Raw genomic sequence first — 25,079 nt, 5'->3', positions numbered from 1 at the left:
TCTTTCTTTTATTTATTTATTATTATCTATTAATTATATATTAAACAAATAAAAAATAAAGTTTTTTGTGAATCTTTTCATAAATAGGCATAATAAAATGAACCTCTTTTATTTAACGAATTTCCTATTTAGGTGTATAGTTAATTTGTAAACAAATTTATCCAGTTTTTCACACACGATCAAAAGCTGAATGAATCATATGAAAGAAGGCAAACAACATGGAAAAACAAGAAAAAATTCAAATCTTAAAAGACATCGTCGCAATCAAATCAGTCAATGGCAATGAAAAAGAAGTCGCTGAGTATTTAAGCAAACTATTTAAAAAACATGGCATCGACTCAAGCTTTTTAGAATATGACAAAGACCGTGACAATCTAATTGTTGAAATCGGCAATAAGAATAGCGAAAAAGTTTTAGCTTTCTCAGGACATATGGATGTTGTTTCAGCAGGGAATGAAGCTGATTGGACATCAGATCCGTTCAAACCTGAAATTCGTGACGGCAAAATGTATGGTCGCGGCACTTGCGATATGAAGAGTGGTTTAGCGGCTATGGCAATCGCAATGATTGAATTAAAAGAAGAGAATGCAGCGTTCAATGGACGTCTTCGTTTGATCGCTACAGTGGGGGAAGAAGTCGGTGAATTAGGTGCAGAACAGTTAACCAAAGAAGGCTATGTGGATGATGTAACCTCAATGGTAATTGGCGAACCTTCTGGCTATGCTGGTATCGTTTATGCTCATAAGGGATCGATCAATTTTAAAGTGGAGTCTCAAGGTAAGAATGCTCATAGCTCAATGCCGCAATTAGGCGTTAATGCAATCGATCATCTAAATGATTTCTATTCAAGAGCGAATCAATTATTCCGTAGTGAAATCCACACAGACGAAGTGTTGGGAGACTTTATCTATAATGTAACCATGATTTCTGGCGGGGAACAAATCAATAGTATTCCTAGTGAAGCAAGTCTTCAAGGAAATATTAGAACGATTCCAGGCTACGATAATGACCTTGTTATCAAAAAAATGAATGAACTGATCGATGAGCTAAACCAAAAAGATACGTATCATTTAACATTGAGCATTGAAGCCAATAAAATTTCAGTGAAAAGTGAAAAAGATTCTGATATTGCAAAAATTGCCCAACAAGTAGCGAAAAAACAAGTCAATGTGGATATTCCAATGGTTGGTGTATCTGGAACGACGGATGCCGCTGAATTTACAAAAGGCAAAAAAGCTTTTCCAGTGATTATTTTTGGTCCAGGAAATGAAACACCTCACCAAGTGGATGAATATGTGGATGTCGATAACTATTTGGAAATGGTGGATATTTATAAAGAAATGGCGACGACTTATTTAGCTTAATGAACATCTGATAAAAGACAAAAGATCTAGAATGGGAACGTCCAATTCTAGATCTTTTCTTATATATTTTATGTTCGTTTAATTTAGAAAAAGCAAACAACTATAAAACGATTTGCTGGATTCCTTCTTCCATTGTCATGATCTTAAATTCAGGAAAACGCTCTTTAAATTTATCTGAGACGAAGATATTATCCTCTTGATAGCGCGGAAGCAGCTCTTTTAATTCTTTCAATGGATGACTAAACAGACTTCCTAAGTTAAATTGCCACATTTTTAGAACCGTATACGGAAGTTTTTTGTTTAAAATCTGTTCGGATAAATTGATTATTTCAGAATAACTTTTGCTATCATCACAAGGTAAGTGCCATGTTTGACCGTAAGCATCTTCGGTGTTTCCGATCAAAGCCATTGCTCGACTGGCATCTGGTGTCCAAATAAGTGTCCGTAAGCTTGAATCACTGAGAGGAACTCGAAGCTTCTTCCCTTGATGTATGTTCTCAAAAATCATGGTATTCGTGATACTTTGTGTTTTACCAGGGCCATAAAATTCTGGTGCGCGACAAATAACCGCGTCTATTTCTTTAGCGTTCATCATATCCAGTAACATTTGTGCCATATTTGCTCGTACAACTGCTTTTCTGCCTACTGGTCGAAAGGGGCTGTCTTCTGTTTGAGGGTCATTATTTTTGGCGTACATATACGTATTATCGAAAAAAACTAATTTCGTTTGATTTTCGATACAAGATTTCATCACATTTGCCATCATTATGAGGAATTGTTCTTCCCACATATTACTATCCATTGGAAGTCCAGCGGTAAAATAGACAATATCGCTTCCAGAGATTGCTTGATTTGTTTCTTCATAATTAAGCAGATTGGCCGGGAAAAGTTGATCGCTTTCGTTGACCTTTTTAGGACTACGACTCACTAAGCGAAGATCTGTAGTAAAATTTTTATGAAGCTCTTTAGCTAGTTCTTGACCAATTTGTCCATTACTTCCCAAGATTGTTTGCATGTTTATTTCCTCCTAAATCTATTTCATTCAATAATAATTTTGCGACGGAACGAACAGAAAACGGATTTTGTCCAGTGATGATCCGTCCATCTTTTATAGCATAATCTTTATAAAAACGTTTCTTTTTAAAAGTCGCGCCATTTTTTTCAGCTATCTCTTTATTTAAGAAAGGGACGACAGATTTTTTTCCAGCAATTATTTCTTCAGTCGTTGTAAAACCTGTAATGGCTTTATTTGCGATAAGATAATTTCCATTATCGTCCTTAATATTTAATAAACCTGCGATACCATGACAAACGGAAACTAAATAGCCATTGTGAGCATAAATTTCTTTAGCGATTGTTTGTAGTTCCGTATTATCTGGAAAATCCCACATCACACCATGTCCGCCAGTATAATATATCGCAAAATAGTCATCTGTGTTTACTTCAGCTGGTTTTAAAGTATTCGTCAATCCTCGATGGACAAAATCTGGATCTTCGTACACGCTTAAGATGGATTCATCCGTGTATTTCATACTTCTAGGGTCTAAGGGAATAAAACCGCCCTTTGGACTGACAAAATCATAGGCGATACCAGCTTTGTTTAACTCATCTACAAACTCAGCAGATTCGCCTAACCATAAGCCCGTAGGCTCTTTGGTTCCTTGGTATCTAGTGACGTTTGTTTCTACGATCAATACTTTCTTCAATTTATTTCCTCTTTTCCGTAAAATCAATGATTTGTTCTATTAGCTGTTTCAATTGATTGATTTCTCCCAATTCATGGGTCAAATAGTAGAAATTTTTCGTACCTTCTCGTCGATAATCAACAATATTGGCATTTTTTAATACTTTTAAGTGATGAGAAACAGCAGGTCTTGATAAGCTGGATGCTTCAATCAAATCGGGTACTTGCAGTCCTTGGCAAGCTTGATCTTCCATAAGTCGAAGAATGATTGTTTGGCGTTTTTCGTCACCTAAAGCGATTAAAAAAGGACTAAGTGCGGCGAAGCTTTCTTTTAATTCATTCATGTTATTCATAGGTAAACTCCTGGTTTTTTATTTAGAAAATGCATTTATAGTTCGTTGGTTTAAACCATTAAACCAAAAGAGCAAAGCTTTGTCAAATAATCTGAATTCTTTCATAATGAAGTTGTATTTCTAAGAGGGAATCGTCAATATATGTCCTGTCCATTGACCTTCATTCATCATATTAACTATCAAGAAAATGAATTGTAACGATTCAAAATTGATATTGTTTTTTATAAAAAAAAAGCTCTATAATGAGTGTATAGTATGACGAGCAAGGAGAAGAAAATGAGTACAGACGTGAAAAAGAAACGTGAACAATTGCATTTAACGCAGCAAGAATTAGCAGATATATTATATGTAACAAGACAAAGTATTTCGAATTGGGAAAATGGGAAAAGTCATCCGAATAGCGATATTCTAAAGCAATTAAACAATATTCAGGTGAGTCATAAAGAATAATTATTGTAAACGAGAAAAACAAATAGCTGTTTATCTTGTGATAGTAAAAAAATGGTTGGGTGTTTCTGAAGGGATAAACAGCTATTTGAAATCCGCAGGTTCTGCAAGCCTACGCATTTTTTACTTAACGATCCATCTTCCGCCAGATGGATCGTTAAGACTACAGAAGAACTAGAAATCAATCGTTACGTTGCGCCATTCAATCGGGTAAACGAAAGAACTGTTTATTTATCTGTTTCTGATTTTTATCCATTTGTATACGCATTGACTTGGCTGCCTTTTTAGATCAAATGGTGAAACGTATGGTAGTGATCGATTCTAGTAAATCTGCTCGCAAGCACCAATTGGTAGAATGCCAATACGAAAATACCGTATTGAAAAAGGAGAGAGGTGCTTGCTATTTATAAAAAGAGCGAAAAAAATACGGCATTAGCGACCAACTAATACCGTGCAAAAGTGCAACAAATAACCACCAACTGCTTCAAAATAACAATATCTGTAAAAAAACACTAGTATTTCTTACAAAAATTGAGTAAAATGAAAGAGTCGATATGCAAATATTGACTTGGCAACTTATATTATTAGTTTACGCTGATAATATGAGGCTCTGTACGAGGATGTCCGTCCTTTTACAGAGTGCCTTTTTATTTTGTTTTTTCGCTCTAATTACCTGATTTTAAACACAAAAAAATGATATTAGTCAGCTACTAATACCATGAAGCGTTCGTTAAATAACCATTCACTAACAGTATTGAGCAAGTAAAAAAGAATGGAAATCTGTTCTTACTTTTAGTACAATAAGATTAGTCAATAAGAAATTATTGGCGAGGCAACTTGTATTATTAGTTTACGCTGATAATACAGGGCTCTGTTTAGAAGATGTCCGTCTTCTGACAGGGCGCCTTTTTTTATTTTATGTTGTAAATTTATTCTAACGTAAAGAGGTTGAGATAGTCAATAGAATATCGTGAAAGAATTCAAATAGTCAAAATTGTCCCAAAGAAAGGACAATTTTGACAAAAGAGGTGGAAATTTTTGAATTTTACTTGTATTGATGATTGTCCGATTTATCGCCTAATAATGGGTCATTTTGCTACAAAAAATTGCAAGTAAAAGTTATAAATAATCGCTATTATGACATAATAACTAGTGTAGAAAAGTGAAAAGATGGTGGGCTAAATCTCTTGAAAAAAGGGTGATGCCTGATGATTAATGGTTGTGTCCCTAGAAAGGAATAGAGTTGTCAGTATATGAAGCATTAACACTTGCGATTAGTTTTGCAATGTTAGTAGTTGCCATATTGAAATTTAATCAAAAAAAATAAACCATTTTTTTAACTTTAGTAGGTTAAAATGGTTTATTTTTACCGTTTGATCTATAGCCGCCAGCTTTTTACTGGTACTATCTACACTAGAGAGGTATGTTAGCGCATATCTCTCTTTTCATTGTCATTATAACACGATTTTTTTTAAGACGCTAATGAAGTTAGGGAATGAATGTTGTCAGTACGTTTCTATATTTGAGATGAACTATATCAAACCAAGTTTTTTATTCTGTCATTAAATTTGAAAAATCAAAGCTCATGCTGACAATCTGTGCTGTTTCACCGATTTCTTTCAACGTTGCTTTTTCTATGAATCGAACATTTCTTTCCGGAGCAGTAAAATCAAAGGTTTTAACTTGAAGAGAATTGATGTGTCCAGTTACTTGATGGTTGTCATCTAAAGAAATAAAATGACTTTTTGTGTTTTGTGTAGAAGTTATCGGACAAACTGCCATCATTCCTGTTATTTCTTCTCTTTCTATAATGGAGAAATCTACTATCATGCATTTTAAATCCTAAATAGTATTTGTCTATATTATTCTATCTATAATGTATAAAAAATGTTGACGCGTAAAGAATGATATAATATACTTTTGAAAGTAAGTGAAAGTATGGTGAGAATTAAATGAAAAAATTTTTATTAGGGATTACACTATTGGTTTGTTTGGGATTTGGTACCAATGTTGAGGCTCAAGAAAGGTATGAAATTAGCGAGAATAATACTAATCTGATTGAGGAACTCACCTCAGAGGAACCTGCAAATTCAGATTATATCAATAACACGATTGATATGTATTATGAGGTACCCTCCGAAAATGATTCTAGTGAGGATTTTAATTCATTTCTAAATTCAGTCCTAGTTGAGTTAAAAAACTACGATAATAAGCAAGATGAAAAATTAGAAAATCAGCTTGAAACTGCTGAGGAAAATGTTGATTTATCTTTGAATAGTAACTTACCTAAGACATCCAGAGCTTTAGTTGCAACACCATATGACCTTGCTTTAACTGCATATGTTACTGGCATTAAATTGGTTGAACGAAGAGGACACTGGCAGACTGCGAATTATATGAGACGCGCTATTGTTCCAGCAAACAGAGTCAATACAGCATACACACCAGCAACCTATTACAATACTAACGATACTTGGGCTAGAATGGTAGATAGTGAAGACTTAATGCGTTCTTACTATGGTCGCTTGAAAGCTGAAGCTTTCCGAGGTGGTAGAGCTTCTGGTTCTTTCACAGGGGTGCATAGGTTTACGAGTGGACATCTACTCACCGCTTTACGGGGAGTATCCTACACAGTATCTTATAAACGACAAGCAAATGGATATTACTATACTACTGTAAAAGTTACCGATATATTTGACTTTGCTTGGGAACCAAATGGGTATAATGATTTTGCTGTTGGTTTTGGTAATAATTATTGTTATGCAATGCAGTCTCGTGGGTATATAAAACCATATAAAATTGAAATTGTAAGATCTATGTCAAGGTAAGACAGGAGTGAGTTTTCATAAAATATAACAAGTTGCTAATCGCTATACTTAGCTGTATGTTCCTAGTTTTGAAAGTTGTTGGAATTTTTCTGACACTGAATTTTTTTCCCATGCAAGATCCTGAGACTTTAACACTTGGAGAAAAAATAGAACTGCAAAAAGAATTTTCTATTGATTATGATTTAGGAAATTCCCTGATCTATCTGAGCAATATATGTTTAACAGTCTTAATAGTGTATTTGATATATTCATTTTATATTTTTTGGAGATTAACTCACTCTAATGATGGGAATTTCAATAAATAGAATAATATCTTCCCCTCTTTGCGTACTTATACGTGAGGAGGTTTTTTATGAATCAAATGGTAAGATTAGAAAGTAATGTAGTTGGATTGGTTGCGAAGATTGTGCTGCTCGTTGGGAATTTGACAGTATCGAAGATGCTAAGAAGTTATATAATTTCTTAGTTTGATCATAGGTATCGAGTATAGGATTTCGGAATTGTGCGCTAAAAGTATATAGAAAATCAAGCCTTTATCAATGCAATGTTAATGGGATAGGCTGGATTTATACTGTGGAGTGACGCTTATAAAGAAAAAGAGAAATCTACTATATTGAGAGAAGATGCAGTCAAAAAAATAAAAACCTAGAGGTGATTTCCTCTAGGTAGTGTTCTATTTCATAAACTTCACATTCTGAACAAACGCTTCTAACTCGTCTCTACGCTCGATATTGTGATTACATTTCTCACTATCATAGCAGATATAGTTTCCGCGCTTTGTATACATCCCATCGCCTGATTCTTTCACCTTAGATAGAAACATCGCAACTTCTGACGTTTCATGACAAATCGGGCAGATCCCTTTTTGAGTCGTAGGAGAAATTGTTCCGGAAACACCGACGAGCTGTCCGTCGATTGAAGCGATAATAAATTTTTGCTGTTTCCCGCTATCATTCCAGCTGTAAAAAGTATAATCTCGCAAATCCATTGTTTCCCATTCTGGGATTTTCAATTTCTTGGTCTTTTTAAAGAGCTTTGTCAGTTGTTGTTTTGAAGGCGGATCAAAGGGAATAACCGCTTCTTTTAGTCCTTCCAAATAGTGTTCCAGTCTAGGCTTAGAAGTAGCAGCTTCTAAAAATCCATCTAATAATGGTTGTAACGCATCTTTATCTGTACCAAACTGCTCATTGATTTTCTCAAGAACGATTGCTTGCAGTGTTTTGATTGTATTTTTATCATTTACAGATAAATGAGCTTGTAGCAAAATATTGGCTTGTTTTCGAATAAAATTAAATTGATATGGTTGTATTTTTGTATTCATAATGGATTTCCTCTCTATCATTCAAGTGATAAAGTACTTTGCGTAAAGGCAATCCTTCAACAACCAAAGTACTTTATTATTTCAAACCTGAATGGGCTTTTGATCGAGATACGTGTTTTTGAATTGGTATCATATTATCACCCCGCTAACATAATTTTCCTTTATTATAACGCAAACACGCAAAATTATAAATTGGTATAGCAAAAAAGCAATTGGTTCAGTTGAAAAACCGTAAAGAGTAAGCTAAACTAAAACATGGCGCTATTTTAAACAGAAAATAAATGATTGAAAATAAAACAAATCTTAGGAGTGAAGCAATTGGAAAACAGATATGTCATCATCCTAGCTGCTGGTAAAGGAACACGTATGAAATCAAAACTTTATAAAGTGTTGCATCCTGTCGCTGGAAAACCAATGGTGGAACACATCATGGATCAAGTAGAAAAAACGAATCCAAGTGAAGTTGTGACGATCGTCGGTCATGGTGCTGAGGCAATCAAAAGCCATTTAGGTGAACGTAGCCAATATGCTTTACAAGCAGAACAATTAGGAACGGGACATGCCGTGTTACAAGCAGAAGCACATTTAGCAGGCAAAAAAGGCACAACGCTTGTGATTACAGGAGATACACCGCTATTAACTGCTGAAACATTAGCGAATCTATTTGACTATCATCAAGGGAAAAATGCGAGTGCGACAATTTTAACAGCTCATGCCGAAGATCCAACTGGATATGGTCGAATCATTCGTGATCATGTGGGCATCGTTGAAAAAATCGTGGAGCAAAAAGATGCTTCGGAACAAGAAGCTCGTGTTCAAGAAATCAATACTGGAACGTTTTGTTTTGATAATGAAGCCTTGTTTAACGCCTTATCTAAAATCAATACAAACAATGCACAAGGTGAATATTATCTAACTGATATTATTGAAATCCTTAAAAAAGAAGGTAAGACCGTTGCGGCCTACCAAATGGCTGATTTTGAAGAAGCGATGGGGATCAATGATCGTGTAGCTTTAGCTGAGGCGAATAAAATCATGCACCGCCGCTTGAATACAATGCATATGAGAAATGGTGTTTCATTCGTTGATTCTGATTCAACGTATATTGACGAAGGCGTTGTGATTGGCTCAGATACGGTGATTGAAGCAGGTGTTCATTTAAAAGGGAAAACAGTCATCGGTGAAGATTGCTTTATCGGTGCACATTCTGAAATCGTTGACAGCGTAATCGAAGATAACGTAAAAATCACCCAATCCGTTGTGGAAGAAAGCATTATTCGCAAAAATGCTGATGTCGGTCCATTTGCGCATATCCGTCCGAAAGCTGAAATCGGTGAGCGTGTCCATGTCGGAAACTTTGTAGAAATCAAAAATGCGACAGTGGCAGAAGATACTAAAGTGGGTCATTTAACGTATGTTGGTGATGCAGACTTAGGGAAAAATATCAATGTCGGCTGCGGTGTGGTTTTTGTTAACTATGATGGAAAAGATAAACATCGCACAACAGTCGGGGATCATGCGTTTATCGGGTCATCAACAAGTTTGATCGCACCTGTGAACATTGCAGCGAATTCTGTTATCGCGGCAGGTTCTACGATCACAGATGATGTAGCAGAGTTTGATCTGGCGATTGCTCGTGCAAGACAAGTGAATAAAGAAGGCTATGGGAAAAACATGCCTTATATGAATAACGAGAAATAAGCGAAAAAAAGAAGGTGGATGCTGAGTTTGGCATCCATCTTCTTTTTATTTTCAATTTTAGTTATCCAATTTTCCGTTTACGATTATATTCATAAAAACCATAACCAGAAAATCCAATAACAAGTAAGCCTAAACTGCCATAAGCCATGATTGTTTCACCCATTTTTGGATAATCTGCTGTTTTTCCGGCAGGTTTAGCCGCTTTTATCTCATCTGATTTCGTTGGATCTTTTGGATCTGGTACAGGTTTATTTTTCTTATTAAATTCAGCTTCTGAGATGGAAATGATTCGTTCGCCTGGAAAGGCTTCTTTGTATTGTGCTAAATCAATATTTGTTGCGGCATCGTATAGACGAATGTTTGTCGCTTGTTTTAAATGATTGATCAAGACTGTGTCTAAAGAAGGTCCTTCTTCACGTTCGCCGCCTAACATATCATAACCGTCACCGCCTGCAGCTAGGAAATCATTCGTGGCCATATGATAAGTTGCTTTTTCATCGATTGGTGCAAATTTTCCAGTCGTACGGTCTTGAACTTCGATTTGTAAGATTCGTTCACCGACGATGGTTTTGTCCGTACCATTGCCTTCGTCTGCTGGTAGTAGTGAGCCTTTTTTCGTTGAATCATAGTGGACACGAATCGTGCTTGAAACATGGAGGAATCCACCATTTGCGCCAAGTTTAGGTTGGTTGTAGTCATCTAAAATGATCTTGCCGTTTTCGTCTTTTTGAGCCATTGAACGCAGCGAAAGCTCAAACATTTCTTTGACCTCAGCACCTGTCACTTTAATTTGAGAGATACTGTTACCAAAAGGCATTACAGCTATGACATCACCTAATGTTACTTTTCCAGGTTCGATATTTGCACGAATACCGCCACCATTTGTTACTGCGAAATCAGCTTGATTTTTAAAACCGTGCTGCCCGTAAGCGAACATAGCATCGCCAATCAGATTGCCTAGATTCGTTTCTCTAGTCCGTACATTGTCACGCTCACCGTTAAATTGGTAAGGGTTATTTTCAATGACAACTTCTGAACCCCATGCTTCAAAATTTGCTCTGGCTTGGTCAACTAAAGCTTTAACAGCAGGATCTTCTTCTAAATCTGCTAATGTTTCTGCAGGGGTTAATGAAGCCGTTTTTTTGCTAAGGTCTGTTAAATCAACATTTACTAAACCGACATTATTCAAATAATTCCCTGTTTGAGTGTACATCACATTTCCAAATTGTTTTCCGCCATCAACAGCTGTATGAGAATGTCCATCTAAAACGGTTATATTCAAATCGGGAAATTCTTTGCTTAGTGTCTCTGCCAAAGTATCGCCACGCCATTCATGTGGGGTTGTTTCATCGATACCTAAGTGTCCAGTAACAACATAGGCAGTGATTGTTTCTCCAGAGTCTTTGATTGTTTGGATGGCTTTTTTTGTTTCAGCGATTGGATCAGCAAAAGTCACACCAACTACATTGTTTGGATGTGTTTTTGTCGCCGTTTCAGGTGTAGTTACGCCGATAATTGCGTATTTATTGCCACCTTTTTCAACGATTGTAGAGGGCTCAAAGACTAATTTTCCATCCTTAAAGGTATTATTTGATAGGATTGGGAAATTTAACTCGTCTTTATATTCTAATGCTGTGTCTAAGCCAAAATCAAATTCATGATTTCCAACAGCCATGGCATCGTAGCCCACTTCATTCATCACTTTGACCATATCTTTGCCTTTGGAGAAATTAGAAATCGGTAAGCCTTGAAATGAATCTCCTGCATCGATCAAGAGATCTGGATTGATCACGTTTTTATACGTTTTCAAACGTGCCGAACCTAAAACATCTTTGCCGTTTCCTTCTAATCGTCCGTGAACATCGTTGGTATGCATGATCGTAAATGTTTCTGAGTCTGGAGCGTAACCAGCATTGCGCACATCTTGTTTCGTGATCGGTTTAACGTTCGGGGTACGACCGTCTGCGGCTGGTTGAGTCTGCAATGTACCATCATTCACTAACTGTACAGCTAATTTCCGCCAGTTGTTATTAAAATGATAGCCGATCACTTCCCAGTTATGTTCGATTTCTTGAGCTGGATCAAGCGTTTGTTTTTCACGGATATAATCGGCAATCAATCCACGCAATGTTTCAGGATCAGTAGACTTGATTGGTTCACCTACCACAAGACCTTGGGTCAATAGACCTTCGTAGCGGTAATTATTCATAGCAATCGTATAATTTGCCTTAGGATCAACAGGTTTTCCGTCAATTGTTGGATTGATAATACGCTCACCATGTGGTTTAGAAATATCGATTTTATAAGAAATTCCAGAGAAGACATCATAGTTATATACCCGAATTTTTTCGTTAAAACTGATCGTTAAATCATCAGGACCAGGTGTATTGTAGTAATCCGCCTGATTTTCCATGTATTCCAGTAGATTTTCTCCAGTGATATTGACACTGACTAGTGTATTAGGGTATTTATAAATATCAAAAATATTGGAATAAGAAATATTTCCTGCATTTAATTTACTGTCTGCTTTAAAGAGTGCAGAAGCAGCAAGTTGTGCACCAGTTGCTTTTCGCTGTACATTATTGATCAGTGAAATCATTGCAGTAGGTCGAAGCTGAGCTTCTGGAATGCCTTTTACTTCCTCAGCAGGTAAAAAATCATCAGTAGCTGTTCCAATTTTTTCTGAAATAAATTCTCTTGTTTTATCATGATATTCTTTTGTTTCAGCTTTTAATGCTTCATCTGCTGGAACGGTTTTAGTACTTACGATAGCGGCATCGCTATTTTTTACTTGCCATTTGTCGGCTGATTTTTCAATATCAAGTTCGATTTTGATCATTTCAGTTCCAGTATCTTTAGGTCCCGCCACAGGAACAAGTCCATTTGGTCCTTGAATTTTCTCTGCGAAAGAGCGATGATCGTGTCCTAAAATATAGGCGTCGATGCCAGCGACATTAGTGATGACTTGATCTGCACTCGCAGCAGGATCAGAGCTTTGACGTCCAGCATGCATCGAAGCGATGATGATATCAGTTTCATCTTTTAATTCAGCTACCGCTTTTTCTGCTTCTTCTCTCAATGGATTGAAATACAAGCTGTCTACTTTTGCGCCATCCCATAATGGAATTTGTGGTGTGGTTAGTCCGATGATGCCGACAGTTAAGTCTTTGATGCCATCACCGTCCAAATCAATATCTTTTTTTGTTGTTCCGCCAACAAAGCGCTTATTTGATTCTTTGACATAAGTATTCGCTGATAAAATTGGAAATTCAGCTTCGCTTTTGAGTTTTTTGATTAAATCTAGTCCAAAGTTAAATTCATGGTTCCCCAACACCATGGCATCATATTTCATATAGTTCATTGCTTTGATCATCGGATTTGGTTTCTCGATCAAAGGTGTTTTATTGTAAAGATCATCTGTTAATATTGTTCCTTGGTTCATATCTCCATTGTCAATCAGAATTGTACCATTAGGGTTTTCTGAACGGATATTTTGGACGACAGAACTGACTTGAGACAAGCCAACGGGCGTTTGCTTATCATCTTCATAAGACCAGTCCCATAGCTGACCATGGACATCAGAGGTGCCTAAAATCGTTAATTTTTGCGGTGTTTCGATTGATGTAGCTGTTGAAGGTTGAATGTTATCGTTTTCATTTCGAGCTGTACTTGAAACAGTCGAACTTTCCGGACTAGCTAATTCGTTGGTTGGTGTTTCACTACTAAGCGTATTTTCAATCGCTAAAGCAGTTGTTGCACTTGTACCTACTAGTAAAGTTGAAACCATCAAAACCTGTACCCAAAGTTGTACTTTTTTCAAAACTGACTTTTTCACAAAATTCCTCCTTAAAAAAGATTAATGATCAACATTGCCTCATTGTTGTGGAATTTGAGCTACTTAATAAAATAAAAAGTAGCAAGATTGTTCAAATGAGATGGAATGCGTTTTCATTATGTCGTGCTATTCATAATAATAATATATATATGTTAACTTGTCATTAGATAATGTAGTTAATAGTCGACTTGAAAGTTTGAAAAGATGAAATTGTGTAGTGTATAAAGAATCGTTACATTATAATTCGTTTGCGGGTATTATTGACGATTGTTTCATTTTTATTGTAAGAACTTATTTACAAAAAACGCTATTCTTGCTAAAATGAAATCATCACAAAAAATGTGAAAAATAACACAATGGAGGAGTTCTCATGAAAGAATTAGAAATGAAAGAGTTGGTTGAAAAGTCAGAAAAGCTAGCTAAGGTCAATGATCTGTGGTACTTTGTTAAATCATCAAGTGGAGCTTGGATTGCAGGCTCTGGTAGATAATTACTGGTATTTTCTGTACATCTATCTAGCAAAATTGAACAGATTTCATTTGAATTTTTCAATTGAAATCTGTTCAATTTTTATTCATGTGATTGTTGTAGTGATAATAGGATGGTGACGTATTTGTATGAAAGTGTAGTAATAAATTTAGGGGCTCGATGCAATGCAACATGTGAGCATTGCTGCTTTTCCTGTTCTCCAAGTAAAAAGACATCTATGGAAAAAAGTGAAATCATTGAACTAGTGAAAAGTTTTTCAAATAACTTGAAGATAAAAGTAATTTCTTTTACTGGAGGAGAAATTTTTTTGAATTATTCCTTTTTGAAAGAGTTGTTAGAAATCGTTCATTCCTGTGGGAAAAAAAGTACATTGATTTCAAATGGATTTTGGGGAGCGAACGTTGAAAAGGTTAAGATATATTTTAAGGATATGAAGGAATTAGGTGTAACTAACCTTTCAATTAGCCATGATGATTTTCATGCAAAATTTGTCAAGACGGATTGTATAAAAAATATTTTAGAAGAAAGTAGAAAATATCCATCTATACGAGTTGTTGTAAATATTGCTGTAAGTAAGAGTAATATGGGAAATAAAGTCATAGAGGAATTGGATGAAGCAGCTTTAGGGATACCACTGACAAAATATCCGCTAATAGCAGTTGGTGAAGCTGAAAACATGGCTGATAGTGAGTTTCAAAAAATCTATTCAATTGATAATCTTGAACAGTTAGAATGTCCTGGTTATGAACCTGTGTACCATTTTGATGGGAATGTCTATCCGTGTTGTTCACCAGCAGTTTTTGATACCGCTCTGATTTTGAATGATAGAGCTTGCCAAAGCTTTGATAAAACAATTGAGAAAATGAATGCTAATCTTTTGTTGTATATCATGAGAAAAGAAGGGTTTAGATGGTTTATTGAGATTGTTATGAGCAATCAAGAATTTTCTCATATACAAATTGAAGAACATTTTTCCTCTATTTGTACTATTTGCCGTCAATTATTTAAGTCAGAAGAGAATATCAAATTGTTTACACCTTATATGAGGGAATATTATGAGCAAATGTTATAAATATAAAGATAACGAATATGAAATATTTGTTGAAGAGCATGTATTTATAAAAGATATCGAGAACAATGTGTATTTTAAAAATGAAATTGATAACTTACCAACGTCTATACTAAGTTCATTAAAAGAGTATGTTCCCAAAATTCGTGGGTTGTCTTTTGCAGTCTTTATTTTTTTGTTTGCATTTTTACTTATTGGCAATTTTATTTTAGTAAAGCATGCGGATGTTAGTATTCAAGCGATACCTATTAGCGACTATTTAGCCTACCTGTTTTTAGTGGGGTATCTTTTGTTTAATATATGTACACATGAAATCGGGCATATAAAGGCTTTAAACTATATGGGGAGAAAACATCAAAAAATAGGCTTCAAGTTGAATTATTATGTGTTTCCAGCAGTTTATGTAGAAATGAATGAGGTTTATCTTTTAGCTAAAACTGAAAAAATAGTTGTTCATCTTGCAGGAGTAATTACTAACTATGTGATCATCAACCTATTTCAGGTACTTAATCTTTTATTTTTTAGTAGTAAAACGATTGATAGCGCGTTTATTTTCTTTTCATATGCATTGCTATGGAACTTACTTCCCATATTAAACTCAGATGGATATAAGGTCTTGATTACACTATTTAATATAGATGAATTAGATAATAAGAGAAAAAACCACATGATTGTAAAAACGATACAAGGTCTCAGTATTTTGTTGGCAATTTGGACAGTTATTAGTTGGTTTTTGTGAGGTGATGTATTTTGTTAACATTTAATAACTATAATTTGCAAGTGAAAAATAAAGTGTTGTTGGAAAATACTAATTTTTCGTTTGCTAAAGGGCAAATCAGTCATATACTAGGAAAAAATGGTGTAGGAAAATCACAGTTTGCAAAAGATCTACTGCTAAACATGAGTGGGTTAATAACACCCGAAATAAGCGATAATGTTACGATTATTTCAAGTTTTTCTAATGTACCTAATGATTTGAGTGGCAAAGAATTAATAAAGATTTTGAAAAAACGTTTTGGGGTAAATCCTGTAGAACATTTAGCTGATTCTCTACATATTGAAAATATATCAATGGATACATTGATTGGACAGTTGAGCGATGGGCAAAAACAAAAATTAAAATTATTGTCATTCTTATTAGAAGATAAATCAATTATAGTTTTTGATGAGATCACAAATGCTCTGGACAAACAGACCATAAATGACATCTATCTATTTTTAAAAGAATATGTTGCGGAGCAACCAGAAAAATTTATTTTAAATATTACACATAATTTGTCAGATTTGAAAAATTTAGGTGGAAATTACTATCTGATTGAAGAGTTGAAAATGACAAGTTTTGAACAGCAAGATGACGTTATAGCAGCATATATTGAGGGGTGATGAAGTGGAAATAAAAAGAACTATATCGAATAAGATAATATTTGTTTTACTAGCTGTGATACTCGCGACATTTATAATGGGTTGGATCTTGCCGGTTGGAATTGATAAAGTAAGTAGCCTGACGTATCGTGAGTACTTGTTTAGCACATATACTGTATTTACACAATTTGGTTTTTTGATGTTTGCCTTTTTGGTAGCATTTTTTATCAACAAAGAATACTCAGGAAAAACTATTTTATTTTATCGAATGATGAATGATACAAGTCTTACTTTTTATAGTAAAAAGGTTTTGACCTTGATTATTGAGACAGTGGGAATAATTTTTAGTACACTTTTGATTATTTCAGCGTTGTTTAAAGACTTCTCAGTTTTTTTTCAAATGTTTTTCCTATTTTCCATGGTCGCAATTCAATATATAGTGATTGTTGCTTTGATTAGTTTGTTAATGACGAATATATTATTATCCATTGGATTCAGCTTGCTTTATTGGATTCTCACAGTTGTATTTGTGTCGTTTGGGGGAGCGCTACGCTTGTTTGCCATTTTTGATGCTTCAAATGAATTGTATGGAAAAGTTGGAGATTTTTTAGAAAGTAGCAGCGTATTTCTTGGGACTGAGGATAACTTAATGGTCTTTATATATATACTTGTCATAGCGATTATAAGTATGATTATCGCTAAGCTAAATAATCAACGCTGGCTCGAATTAGGAACAAGATAATACGAAAGTGAGAGATACTCGAAGGAACTAGTAAAAATGCTGTAAATAGACAAACTTTTTTCTAAGATGTTGTTATTTTGATAAAAAGATAAGCTGATTATTACTAAATGATAACAGAATGCAAAAATCACTTGATTTATTTCGAAAAAGTGACTACTATTTATAAGGAAACTATTGTTCAGTAAAAGAAAGTGGAGGTCCTCATGTCAAAACATTATTTTGATCCTAGATTGAAAATCTTTTCTCTTAACTCGAATCGTCCATTAGCAGAAAAAATCGCTGCTGCTGTCGGTGTAGAATTAGGAAAATCTTCTGTCACTCAGTTCAGTGATGGTGAAATTCAAGTAAATATTGAAGAAAGTATTCGTGGCTCTCACGTTTATATCATCCAATCAACAAGTAGTCCTGTCAATGATAATTTGATGGAATTGTTGATCATGATCGATGCGTTAAAACGTGCTAGTGCAAAAACAATCAACGTTGTGATGCCTTATTATGGTTATGCACGTCAAGATCGTAAAGCTCGTGCCCGTGAACCAATCACAGCGAAACTTGTAGCAAATATGCTTGAAAAAGCAGGAGCAACTAGAATGTTGACATTAGATTTACATGCCGTCCAAATCCAAGGATTTTTTGATATCCCAGTGGATCATTTGATGGGTGCCCCGTTGATTGCAGATTACTTTATGGAACATGGCATTCAAGGAGATGACGTTGTCGTTGTGTCTCCTGACCATGGTGGTGTGACTCGTGCCCGTAAGCTTGCGGAATACTTGAAGTCACCGATTGCAATCATTGATAAACGTCGTCCCAAAGCGAATGTTGCTGAAGTGATGAATATTATTGGACAAGTAGAAGGTAAAATATGCGTCTTGATCGATGACATGATCGATACAGCTGGAACAATTTCACTAGCTGCTAATGCGCTAAAAGAAGCTGGGGCAAAAGAAGTGTATGCTTCATGTACGCACCCCGTTTTATCAGGACCTGCTTTGCAACGCATTGAAGACTCTGCTATCAAACGTTTAGTTGTAACTGATTCTATTTATCTTTCTGATGATAGAAAAATCGATAAAATCGATGAAATCAGTGTTGGTGAATTGATTGGTGATGCGATTAAACGTATCCATGAAAACAAACCCGTTAGTCCATTATTTGAAACGAAACGCCGTTAAAACTTAGCGGTATAAGTCGATAGACATTATTTTTCTGTATGAAAAAAACAGAAAAATAATGTCTGTCTTTTTTTTGTATAAAAAATATCAAAATTTGTTTTATAGCTGGAAAATATTGATTTTTAGTTATATTTTTATAATCTAATCTAATAACACAGCTCATTTTTGGTATATGGAAAACGGTTTATTTATTTTAATGATAAAAATCAGTTAAGAAATTGAAACATAGAGTGAATCGCAAGTTCATCTTTGGTCAATTAGCGGAAAAAAGTAACTATGAGTTATAAAATTTGATGATATGCTGAATTTAATAGGGAAATTATTGTGATACATAGCAGAAATAAAGCTGGAAAAGGAGTAATTCATGAAAAGAGAAAGATATGAAATTTGGGGTTTGACGTTGCAACTATTCATTGTAGCGATTGCATTAGTTTACTACTTTTTTATTTATAGATAAAAGAAAAAATTTTTAAGTTAGAAGGAAGGAAAATCAATGTTTTTTAGAATGAAAAGAAAGCTTGGCGGTGTTATGGTTCCCAAAAATAAGTGGTTAACCAAGCTAGAATCAATCACAGAACTAAGTGCTCCCAAGCAGATTATTTTACCAATGAATATGCATATCGGTAAACCTGCAAAAATTGTTGTTTCCATTGGTCAAGAAGTGAAAATAGGAACGTTGATCGGAGCAAAAGATGGCTTGATTTCAGCAAACATACATAGCTCAGTTTCAGGAACTGTTGAAAAAATTGAGCAAAGAATCATTGGAGTAAACGAAGTGTCCGTTGTAGTCATCAAAAATGATTTTAAAGATACATATGAAATACCACAATCAGGGAATGAAAACATAGTTGATATCATTAAAAACAACGGAATTGTCGGCATGGGCGGAGCTGGTTTTCCAACAGATGTAAAATTTCTTTTCAAAGAACACCAGAAGATGGAAACGTTGATCGTTAACGCGGTCGAGTGTGAACCTTTTGTTACGGCTGATAGACGAATTATCATTGAGCAGCTGAATGAGTTTATCGAAGGGATCAGTCTGCTTCAAGAAATGCTATCAATCAAACAATGTGTGATTGCAATCGAAAGTTCATCGGAAGAAGCTATCCAAAAACTAAATGCTAAGATCGATAATGACCGTATCAAACTGAAAATATTGCCGAATCACTATCCTCAAGGCGCTGAAAAGATCGTTATGAAAGCGGTCCTTGGAACAGAACTGCCAGTAGGAAAATTACCGATTGATTTAAATGTTGGGATCATGAATGTGTCTACGTTATTGGCAACATTTCATGCATTGAAAGAAAATCGACCATTGATCGATCGAGTTGTGACGGTTTCTGGTACACCAATCAAGACGCCTCAAAACTTACGTGTGAGAATCGGCACACCGATCGAACATGTCATTGAAGCGTGCGGCGGTTTTATTGAAAGCCCGATGAAATTGATTAATGGCGGACCGATGATGGGGAAAGTGATTCAAAATTTAGATGAACCAGTCACAAAAACAACTTCGTTGATTCTTGCGTTGACTAGAGAAGAGGCGAAAATTCCCGAAGAACAAAATTGTATTCGCTGTTCAGAGTGCGTGAATGCATGTCCCGTCAATTTACAACCGATCTCTATCAGTAATGCGTATCGAGCAGGTGATATTGAAGAAGCAAAACGCTTAGGTGTGTTGAACTGTATTGATTGTGGCGCATGTTCGTATATTTGTCCGTCAAAAATCGATATTTTAGGTGATATCCGAGCGGCAAAGCAAAAAGTATTGGAGAGTCGATGATGGTAAATAAAGAGTATACAAGTACGGGACCATTTATGGGCCCTCATATTAGAGAAAAATGGACCTCTCAGTGGATCATGCAGCAAGTGTTGATTGCTTTAGCATTTCCAACGATTGCCGCTACGTACTTTTTTGGCTGGTGGTCATTAGTAATGGTAGTGGTAAGTATTGTTACCTGTGTAGGGTTGGAATTTTCTTTTCAGAAAATAGTTCACAAAAAAGTGACGATAACGGATTATAGTGCGGTGATTACAGGTTGGCTTTTGGCTTTGACATTGCCTGTGACAGCGCCATTATGGACATTGCTTATTGGAGACTTTATTGCGATTATTGTTGTAAAGCAGTTGACTGGCGGGATCGGCAGAAATTGGTTGAACCCAGCTGTGGCAGCTCGTGTATTATTGAAATTATTTTTCTCACCGTGGATCACGAACTGGGTCACACCGCAACCAGATGTTGTCGCAACAGCAACACCATTAGCTGATTTAGGCAATTTTGCTAGAGAGGTTTCACCCACGACACCAGATTTGTTTGAGTTGTTTATGGGGTATGGTTTAGGTGGACCGATTGGAGAGACGTGTAAGTTTGCGTTACTTTTATCAGCTGTTTATTTGATTGCACGTAAAATCATCAATCCGTTGGTTCCTGTTCTAACATTAGGCTCATTTTATAGCGCAATTCTGTTATATAGCGGGTTTGATTTTTCATTTGCTAGTGCTCATTTGCTGAGTGGCGCATTGATTTTTGCTGCAGTCTTTATGGTGACAGATTATACGACTTCACCATTGACGGATAAAGGGAAGTATATTTTTGCGATCGGCTGTGGTGTGTTGGCAGTTGTCTTGAGAATTAGTTTGGACTTACCTGGTGGAATCGGTGTGGCGATTTTAGTGATGAACTTGTTGACGCCGTTGATCAATAGATATACGGTGTCGAGGATTTATGGGGAATGATATCTTCTCAAAAAATATTAAACTAAAAAAGATAGCAGTTCTGTTACAGAACTGCTATCTTTTTTTTAAATTAATCTTTATCAACAGCCGCCATCTGTTCTCCATACAGCTTCCCATCATACATTTTGAAAAACGGATAGTAACAAACAATTGAAACGGCCAAATTAATCAACGCAATCACCACTGCTCTAAAATCACCACCAGTTCCCAGAAACGCTCCAATTCCTACAGGCGAAATCCAAGGAATTCCAGTAATCACTTTATTCACTAAGCCAAGAGAAGTAGCAAAATAAGCAATGGTCACATTGATCAAAGGCGTTACAATAAACGGAATAATCAAATAAGGATTATAGACGATTGGTGCCCCAAAAATCACTGGCTCATTGATATTAAACAAGCCAGGTAGCACAGCGGCTTTCCCCAAGACTTTTAACTGATCAGATTTTGCTACAAAAATCATCAATAAAACCAATCCGAGCGTACTACCTGCACCACCAATAAAGATATACATATTGACGAAATCGCCAGCGAAAATATTCGAACCGCCATCAATATTCTCTGTCAATGCTACCAATAAAATCGGATTGATAAAACTATTTTTGATGACAGCTGTTCCATGAACCCCAACAGCCCAAAGTAGATGGATCAACAACATGATGACGATGATCCCTAGCCAAGAACCCGTCAAATCTTTTACAAACTCAAACGGTTTCGATAATAATCCATGTAAATCAGTATGGAATATCGCTAAAATCGTATTGATAAATAACATTACAAACGCAATAAAAATAGCAGGAATCAATGAAGCAAAAGCTTTACTTACACCATCAGGTACGCCTTCTGGCATCCGAATCGTGATATTCTTTTTCACACACCAGCGATAAACTTGTGTCGCAATCACTGCTGTAATGATCCCGATAAAAATGCCAACACCACTAAAACGAGTAATCCAGCCGCCTAGTGCGATACCGTTATAAACAATCGATGTCTCACTTTTCGATTGAATCAACTGGGCACCACCATCGACGATGTCTGTTTGCACGATCGTCATTAAAAAGGCAAATAACCCTAAAATCGCCCCAACAAAACTACTCAGTCCGTCACTTTCTTCTTTTCGATAAATATCGGTTAGGTAATAAGCCGTCGCTAAACAGTAAAAAATGGCAATCGAACCAATCGACATGGTAGTCGCCACACTATAAATTGGCGCGAATTTCAAAATCGTACTTTCAAAAAAAGGCGCGAGTGGTGGAATGATCTGCGGCAAATTGTTGATGATCAGAAAGATCGAGCCGACGATCGTAAACGGCACTGTGATGATCCCAGCTTGCATAATCGCGCGAATAAAGCGCAAATTCGCAACTTTATTCAAAGGGGGCATGAGTTTTGTTTCTAAAAACGTAAATACTTTATTCATTTTTTTCTCCTTTCTTTAAGAGGGCAATTGATTCGTTTCGATCAATGTTTGGTACCAATAAAAGCTGTCTTTTTTATAGCGAGTGAGTTCTTTTTCATTCTGCTCGGTACGATCTACATAAATAAAGCCGTAACGTTTGCTGATACCTTCATGAACGCTGATCAAGTCAATCGCTGACCACGGGCTATAACCAATCAAGTCAACACCTGCTTCAACAGCCTGTAAACATTGGTCGATATGTTGATTTAAATAATTGATACGGTAACTGTCATGGATTTTCCCGTCATCTGTCAGCTCATCTTTAGCCCCTAAACCATTTTCAGTGATAATGATTGGTAAATGGTAACGGTCATACAGAGTTTGCAAAGTGGTTTTCAAACCATCAGGATCGATCGTCCAATTGAATTCATTTTTCTTCAAATAAGGATTGGTGAAGCCTTTATAAAAGCCCCACTCCATAATATCTTCGCTTTGCTGATCGCTGATGCCGTTTGCCATGCCGTCTTTTTCAGTTGGTTTTTCGACAGTGACGGTGGTGTAAAAATTCATAGCAACAAAATCAGGGAAGTTGTGCTCCATCAATTCCTGATCTTCAGCGGCGAATTCAATCGTGATACCGTTTCGGTTTAAATAGTCCTTAAAGACTGCGTTATAACGACCAAAGCAAGAAAAATCTAGATAGGCCCAATTACGAACACTATTAAAATAAAGGGCAGCCTGATTATCCATTGGTTTACTGGTTGCAGGATACACAAGAGAAATATTCGGAACTGGTCCGATTTGTCCGCCTTCGATCAATTCATGGCACCGTTTGAAGGCATATTTTTCAGCGATCATTAGATGATGAAATTGTTGGTATTTTTCTTGTAATGGAATTTCTTTGCCTAGGATTTTTTTATCTACCAAAAGCATGATGTTCGGCTCATTGATCGTCAGCCAGTGCGTTACTCGATCACCATAGGCTTCAAACAACGTTTCAGCATATCGTTTGAATGCATCCACGGTACTGCGGACACTCCAGCCACCTTCATCTTCTAATGCTTGGGGTAAATCAAAGTGATTCAAGGTGATGTAAGGCTGAATACCGTATTTTAGTAATTCCTCGATCACATCGCTATAATGTTGTAATCCTTTTTGATTGATCTCTCCTCGTCCAGCTGGGAAAATTCGTGTCCAAGCAATCGAAAAGCGAAAGATTTTGATGCCCATTTCAGCTAATAAACGAATATCTTCTTTGTAATGATGATAATGATCTACGGCTACTGTAAAATCAGCGATCTCATGATTATCTCTTGGACGTGTATCCTGAACGCTCAAGCCTTTGCCATCTGTTTGATAAGCTCCTTCTGTTTGGTGGGCCGAAATCGACGCGCCCCATAGGAAATTTTCTGGAAATGTATGTGTCATTGGTTTCTCCATTCTGTATTTTTTTAAAGCGTTTTCTTTGGCTTTAGATTAAGTGATTGTTCGAGTAAATTCAATACAATTCAAAGAACTGTTCATGAAAGTATTTTTATGAACAGTTTGAAACGGAAAGTATTTGCTCAAGAAAAAGCGAACCTATCTAGTATACCTTTTTTATTCAAATAACACTTTAACGGAGATTCCTTGTGCTTGATAGCTTGCCAAAAGTCTAGGTGAAATAGAGGAATCTGTATATAATGTATCAAATAAAAAGGTTCGATCAATCATGAATGAGCTGACAGTTTCTAAATTACTAGAAGGTGTGTACACGATTTTTAGTCCTTTGGTATGCTGAATCATCGTTCGATAAATAAAGGACTCGCTCAACGTTTTGGTGGTTACTTCGTGAGAATTAAAACCGGTAGCTTCAATGATACAAAGATCAGCTTCGACTTTGTTAAAAGTATAGGTAGCAAAATCACCAACAAGCGCATTTGTATTTTTCTCCAGCTCACCACCACTGATTGTAATCAAAGCTTTTTTTTCCGGATGATCGATAAAAAGAGCCGAAACGTCATTTGTTAAAATAGTGATTTCAAGAAAAGAGAATGCCTGAATAATAGCTGTTGAAAAAAGTCCAGCGCCAACAAAAATTTGTGCTTTATGAGGTAGGAAAGCGGAGAGTTCCTCAACAAAAACTGCAATAGGAAATACTTTTTTCTCTAGGAGTGGCTGCTGCGACAATGTTTGTTTTTCGATTAATCTTACACCACCGTAAAACCGTTCGATCATTTTTTTCTTTTCTAAAAATAATAGATCGCGTCTGATCGTCACGGCTGAAACATTAAAAAATTTGGCTAACTCACGAACTGTTAAATGTTCTTTTTGCTTTAATTGTTCTATCAAGTTTTCTCGTCTTCTAAACACATCACCTTGACTCGTTTTCATATTGATCCTCCTAAATTTGAAAGCATAACTGGCACAATAGATTTGAAGAAAAACGGAGTAATGAGCTGGCTCATTTAGCTAGGTTAAAACGTAGCTTTTTCTAAATTATTCATAGTATAGACAATTTTCGACCCAAATGACAACTTGTTTCACCGAGGATTTGATGATATATTTTGTTAAACAAACTAGCAGGAAGCAAGGAGG

At 35.9% G+C, this 25,079-nt stretch carries 22 protein-coding genes; 13 read left to right on the top strand and 9 right to left on the bottom strand.

The window, feature by feature from the left end:
- Positions 1-218: 218 nt before the first annotated feature.
- Complete coding sequence (locus I580_RS11955; protein ID WP_010770372.1) at positions 219-1,364, top strand: ArgE/DapE family deacylase; 1,146 nt, start codon at positions 219-221, stop codon at positions 1,362-1,364.
- A gap of 100 nt (positions 1,365-1,464) precedes the next feature.
- On the opposite strand, the gene I580_RS11950 is transcribed toward I580_RS11955, so the two are convergent.
- From I580_RS11950 to I580_RS11940, 3 genes are read right to left on the bottom strand one after another with little or no spacing between them, the layout of a single operon-like run.
- A complete protein-coding gene (locus tag I580_RS11950) occupies positions 1,465-2,379 on the bottom strand; it encodes an NAD-dependent epimerase/dehydratase family protein (RefSeq protein WP_010770373.1) in 915 nt (304 codons plus the stop codon).
- Positions 2,357-3,070 carry a type 1 glutamine amidotransferase domain-containing protein gene (locus I580_RS11945; protein WP_010770374.1) on the bottom strand — a complete coding sequence of 238 codons (714 nt, stop codon included), beginning with the start codon at positions 3,068-3,070 and terminating at the stop codon, positions 2,357-2,359. The genes I580_RS11950 and I580_RS11945 overlap by 23 nt, the downstream gene beginning before the upstream one ends.
- 1 nt (position 3,071) lies before the next feature.
- The gene (locus I580_RS11940; RefSeq protein ID WP_010770375.1) at positions 3,072-3,401 is read right to left on the bottom strand and encodes an ArsR/SmtB family transcription factor; all 330 of its coding nucleotides are present in this window, start codon (positions 3,399-3,401) and stop codon (positions 3,072-3,074) included.
- A 276-nt stretch (positions 3,402-3,677) separates the two neighbouring features.
- Here I580_RS11940 and I580_RS16780 point away from each other — a divergent pair, with 276 nt between their 5' ends.
- Positions 3,678-3,851: a helix-turn-helix transcriptional regulator gene (locus I580_RS16780; RefSeq protein WP_010770376.1), complete on the top strand. Its 174-nt coding sequence runs from the start codon at positions 3,678-3,680 to the stop codon at positions 3,849-3,851.
- Positions 3,852-5,091: 1,240 nt separating this feature from the next.
- Entirely contained in the window at positions 5,092-5,175 is an 84-nt protein-coding gene (locus tag I580_RS17465; RefSeq protein ID WP_390621154.1) for a putative holin-like toxin, read from the top strand.
- Between the two features lie 224 nt (positions 5,176-5,399).
- Here I580_RS17465 and I580_RS11935 read toward each other — a convergent pair whose 3' ends face one another.
- Positions 5,400-5,678 carry a hypothetical protein gene (locus tag I580_RS11935; protein WP_010770377.1) on the bottom strand — a complete coding sequence of 93 codons (279 nt, stop codon included), beginning with the start codon at positions 5,676-5,678 and terminating at the stop codon, positions 5,400-5,402.
- A gap of 122 nt (positions 5,679-5,800) precedes the next feature.
- On the opposite strand from I580_RS11935, the gene I580_RS11930 reads away from it, so the two are divergent.
- The gene (locus tag I580_RS11930) at positions 5,801-6,676 is read left to right on the top strand and encodes a hypothetical protein (protein WP_010770378.1); all 876 of its coding nucleotides are present in this window, start codon (positions 5,801-5,803) and stop codon (positions 6,674-6,676) included.
- A 673-nt stretch (positions 6,677-7,349) separates the two neighbouring features.
- Here I580_RS11930 and I580_RS11920 read toward each other — a convergent pair.
- A complete protein-coding gene (locus I580_RS11920; protein WP_010770379.1) occupies positions 7,350-7,997 on the bottom strand; it encodes a FusB/FusC family EF-G-binding protein in 648 nt (215 codons plus the stop codon).
- 318 nt (positions 7,998-8,315) lie between these two features.
- Between I580_RS11920 and glmU the strand changes: the two genes are divergently transcribed.
- Entirely contained in the window at positions 8,316-9,698 is a 1,383-nt protein-coding gene (gene glmU / locus I580_RS11915) for a bifunctional UDP-N-acetylglucosamine diphosphorylase/glucosamine-1-phosphate N-acetyltransferase GlmU (RefSeq protein WP_010770380.1), read from the top strand.
- Between the two features lie 61 nt (positions 9,699-9,759).
- Here the strand turns inward: glmU and I580_RS11910 are convergent, their stop codons facing one another.
- Complete coding sequence (locus I580_RS11910) at positions 9,760-13,533, bottom strand: 5'-nucleotidase C-terminal domain-containing protein (protein WP_010770381.1); 3,774 nt, start codon at positions 13,531-13,533, stop codon at positions 9,760-9,762.
- A 370-nt stretch (positions 13,534-13,903) separates the two neighbouring features.
- Between I580_RS11910 and I580_RS11905 the strand changes: the two genes are divergently transcribed.
- From I580_RS11905 to I580_RS11870, 8 genes are all read left to right on the top strand, one after another.
- Positions 13,904-14,023: an epipeptide YydF family RiPP gene (locus I580_RS11905; protein WP_010770382.1), complete on the top strand. Its 120-nt coding sequence runs from the start codon at positions 13,904-13,906 to the stop codon at positions 14,021-14,023.
- A gap of 114 nt (positions 14,024-14,137) precedes the next feature.
- Positions 14,138-15,094 (top strand): YydG family radical SAM peptide epimerase, encoded by a 957-nt coding sequence (locus I580_RS11900; protein WP_245558625.1) that lies wholly within the window; start codon positions 14,138-14,140, stop codon positions 15,092-15,094.
- Entirely contained in the window at positions 15,078-15,830 is a 753-nt protein-coding gene (locus I580_RS11895; RefSeq protein WP_010770384.1) for a hypothetical protein, read from the top strand. Before I580_RS11900 ends, I580_RS11895 begins: the two co-directional genes overlap by 17 nt.
- A gap of 11 nt (positions 15,831-15,841) precedes the next feature.
- Complete coding sequence (locus I580_RS11890; protein WP_010770385.1) at positions 15,842-16,474, top strand: ATP-binding cassette domain-containing protein; 633 nt, start codon at positions 15,842-15,844, stop codon at positions 16,472-16,474.
- A gap of 4 nt (positions 16,475-16,478) precedes the next feature.
- Positions 16,479-17,195 (top strand): antibiotic ABC transporter permease, encoded by a 717-nt coding sequence (locus tag I580_RS11885; RefSeq protein ID WP_010770386.1) that lies wholly within the window; start codon positions 16,479-16,481, stop codon positions 17,193-17,195.
- Between the two features lie 203 nt (positions 17,196-17,398).
- A complete protein-coding gene (locus tag I580_RS11880) occupies positions 17,399-18,370 on the top strand; it encodes a ribose-phosphate diphosphokinase (protein WP_010770387.1) in 972 nt (323 codons plus the stop codon).
- A gap of 493 nt (positions 18,371-18,863) precedes the next feature.
- Entirely contained in the window at positions 18,864-20,153 is a 1,290-nt protein-coding gene (gene rsxC / locus I580_RS11875; RefSeq protein ID WP_010770389.1) for an electron transport complex subunit RsxC, read from the top strand.
- Complete coding sequence (locus I580_RS11870) at positions 20,153-21,106, top strand: RnfABCDGE type electron transport complex subunit D (protein WP_245558626.1); 954 nt, start codon at positions 20,153-20,155, stop codon at positions 21,104-21,106. Before rsxC ends, I580_RS11870 begins: the two co-directional genes overlap by 1 nt.
- Positions 21,107-21,176: 70 nt before the next feature.
- Here I580_RS11870 and celB read toward each other — a convergent pair whose 3' ends face one another.
- The 3 genes from celB to I580_RS11855 all read right to left on the bottom strand — a co-directional run bounded on the left by celB (position 21,177) and on the right by I580_RS11855 (position 24,875).
- Entirely contained in the window at positions 21,177-22,523 is a 1,347-nt protein-coding gene (gene celB, locus I580_RS11865) for a PTS cellobiose transporter subunit IIC (RefSeq protein ID WP_010770391.1), read from the bottom strand.
- 15 nt (positions 22,524-22,538) lie between these two features.
- Complete coding sequence (locus tag I580_RS11860) at positions 22,539-23,930, bottom strand: glycoside hydrolase family 1 protein (RefSeq protein ID WP_010770392.1); 1,392 nt, start codon at positions 23,928-23,930, stop codon at positions 22,539-22,541.
- 171 nt (positions 23,931-24,101) lie between these two features.
- Complete coding sequence (locus tag I580_RS11855) at positions 24,102-24,875, bottom strand: DeoR/GlpR family DNA-binding transcription regulator (protein WP_010770393.1); 774 nt, start codon at positions 24,873-24,875, stop codon at positions 24,102-24,104.
- Positions 24,876-25,079 lie beyond the last annotated feature (204 nt).

This window comes from Enterococcus caccae ATCC BAA-1240, from assembly GCF_000407145.1.
Classification (GTDB): Bacteria; Bacillota; Bacilli; order Lactobacillales; family Enterococcaceae; genus Enterococcus_L; species Enterococcus_L caccae.
The sequence above is the reverse complement of the archived record's forward strand: the minus strand, read 5'-3'. Positions and strand labels throughout refer to the sequence as shown.

Coding starts and splice junctions, on each gene's coding strand:
- I580_RS11950 (WP_010770373.1), bottom strand. CDS start 2,379: ATGCAAACAATCTTGGGAAGTAATGGACAAATTGGTCAAGAACTAGCT.
- I580_RS11860 (WP_010770392.1), bottom strand. CDS start 23,930: ATGACACATACATTTCCAGAAAATTTCCTATGGGGCGCGTCGATTTCG.
- I580_RS11905 (WP_010770382.1), top strand. CDS start 13,904: ATGAAAGAATTAGAAATGAAAGAGTTGGTTGAAAAGTCAGAAAAGCTA.
- rsxC (WP_010770389.1), top strand. CDS start 18,864: ATGTTTTTTAGAATGAAAAGAAAGCTTGGCGGTGTTATGGTTCCCAAA.
- I580_RS11935 (WP_010770377.1), bottom strand. CDS start 5,678: ATGATAGTAGATTTCTCCATTATAGAAAGAGAAGAAATAACAGGAATG.
- celB (WP_010770391.1), bottom strand. CDS start 22,523: ATGAATAAAGTATTTACGTTTTTAGAAACAAAACTCATGCCCCCTTTG.
- I580_RS11930 (WP_010770378.1), top strand. CDS start 5,801: ATGAAAAAATTTTTATTAGGGATTACACTATTGGTTTGTTTGGGATTT.
- I580_RS11955 (WP_010770372.1), top strand. CDS start 219: ATGGAAAAACAAGAAAAAATTCAAATCTTAAAAGACATCGTCGCAATC.
- I580_RS16780 (WP_010770376.1), top strand. CDS start 3,678: ATGAGTACAGACGTGAAAAAGAAACGTGAACAATTGCATTTAACGCAG.
- I580_RS11920 (WP_010770379.1), bottom strand. CDS start 7,997: ATGAATACAAAAATACAACCATATCAATTTAATTTTATTCGAAAACAA.
- I580_RS11855 (WP_010770393.1), bottom strand. CDS start 24,875: ATGAAAACGAGTCAAGGTGATGTGTTTAGAAGACGAGAAAACTTGATA.
- I580_RS11895 (WP_010770384.1), top strand. CDS start 15,078: ATGAGCAAATGTTATAAATATAAAGATAACGAATATGAAATATTTGTT.
- I580_RS11940 (WP_010770375.1), bottom strand. CDS start 3,401: ATGAATAACATGAATGAATTAAAAGAAAGCTTCGCCGCACTTAGTCCT.
- I580_RS11870 (WP_245558626.1), top strand. CDS start 20,153: ATGGTAAATAAAGAGTATACAAGTACGGGACCATTTATGGGCCCTCAT.
- I580_RS11880 (WP_010770387.1), top strand. CDS start 17,399: ATGTCAAAACATTATTTTGATCCTAGATTGAAAATCTTTTCTCTTAAC.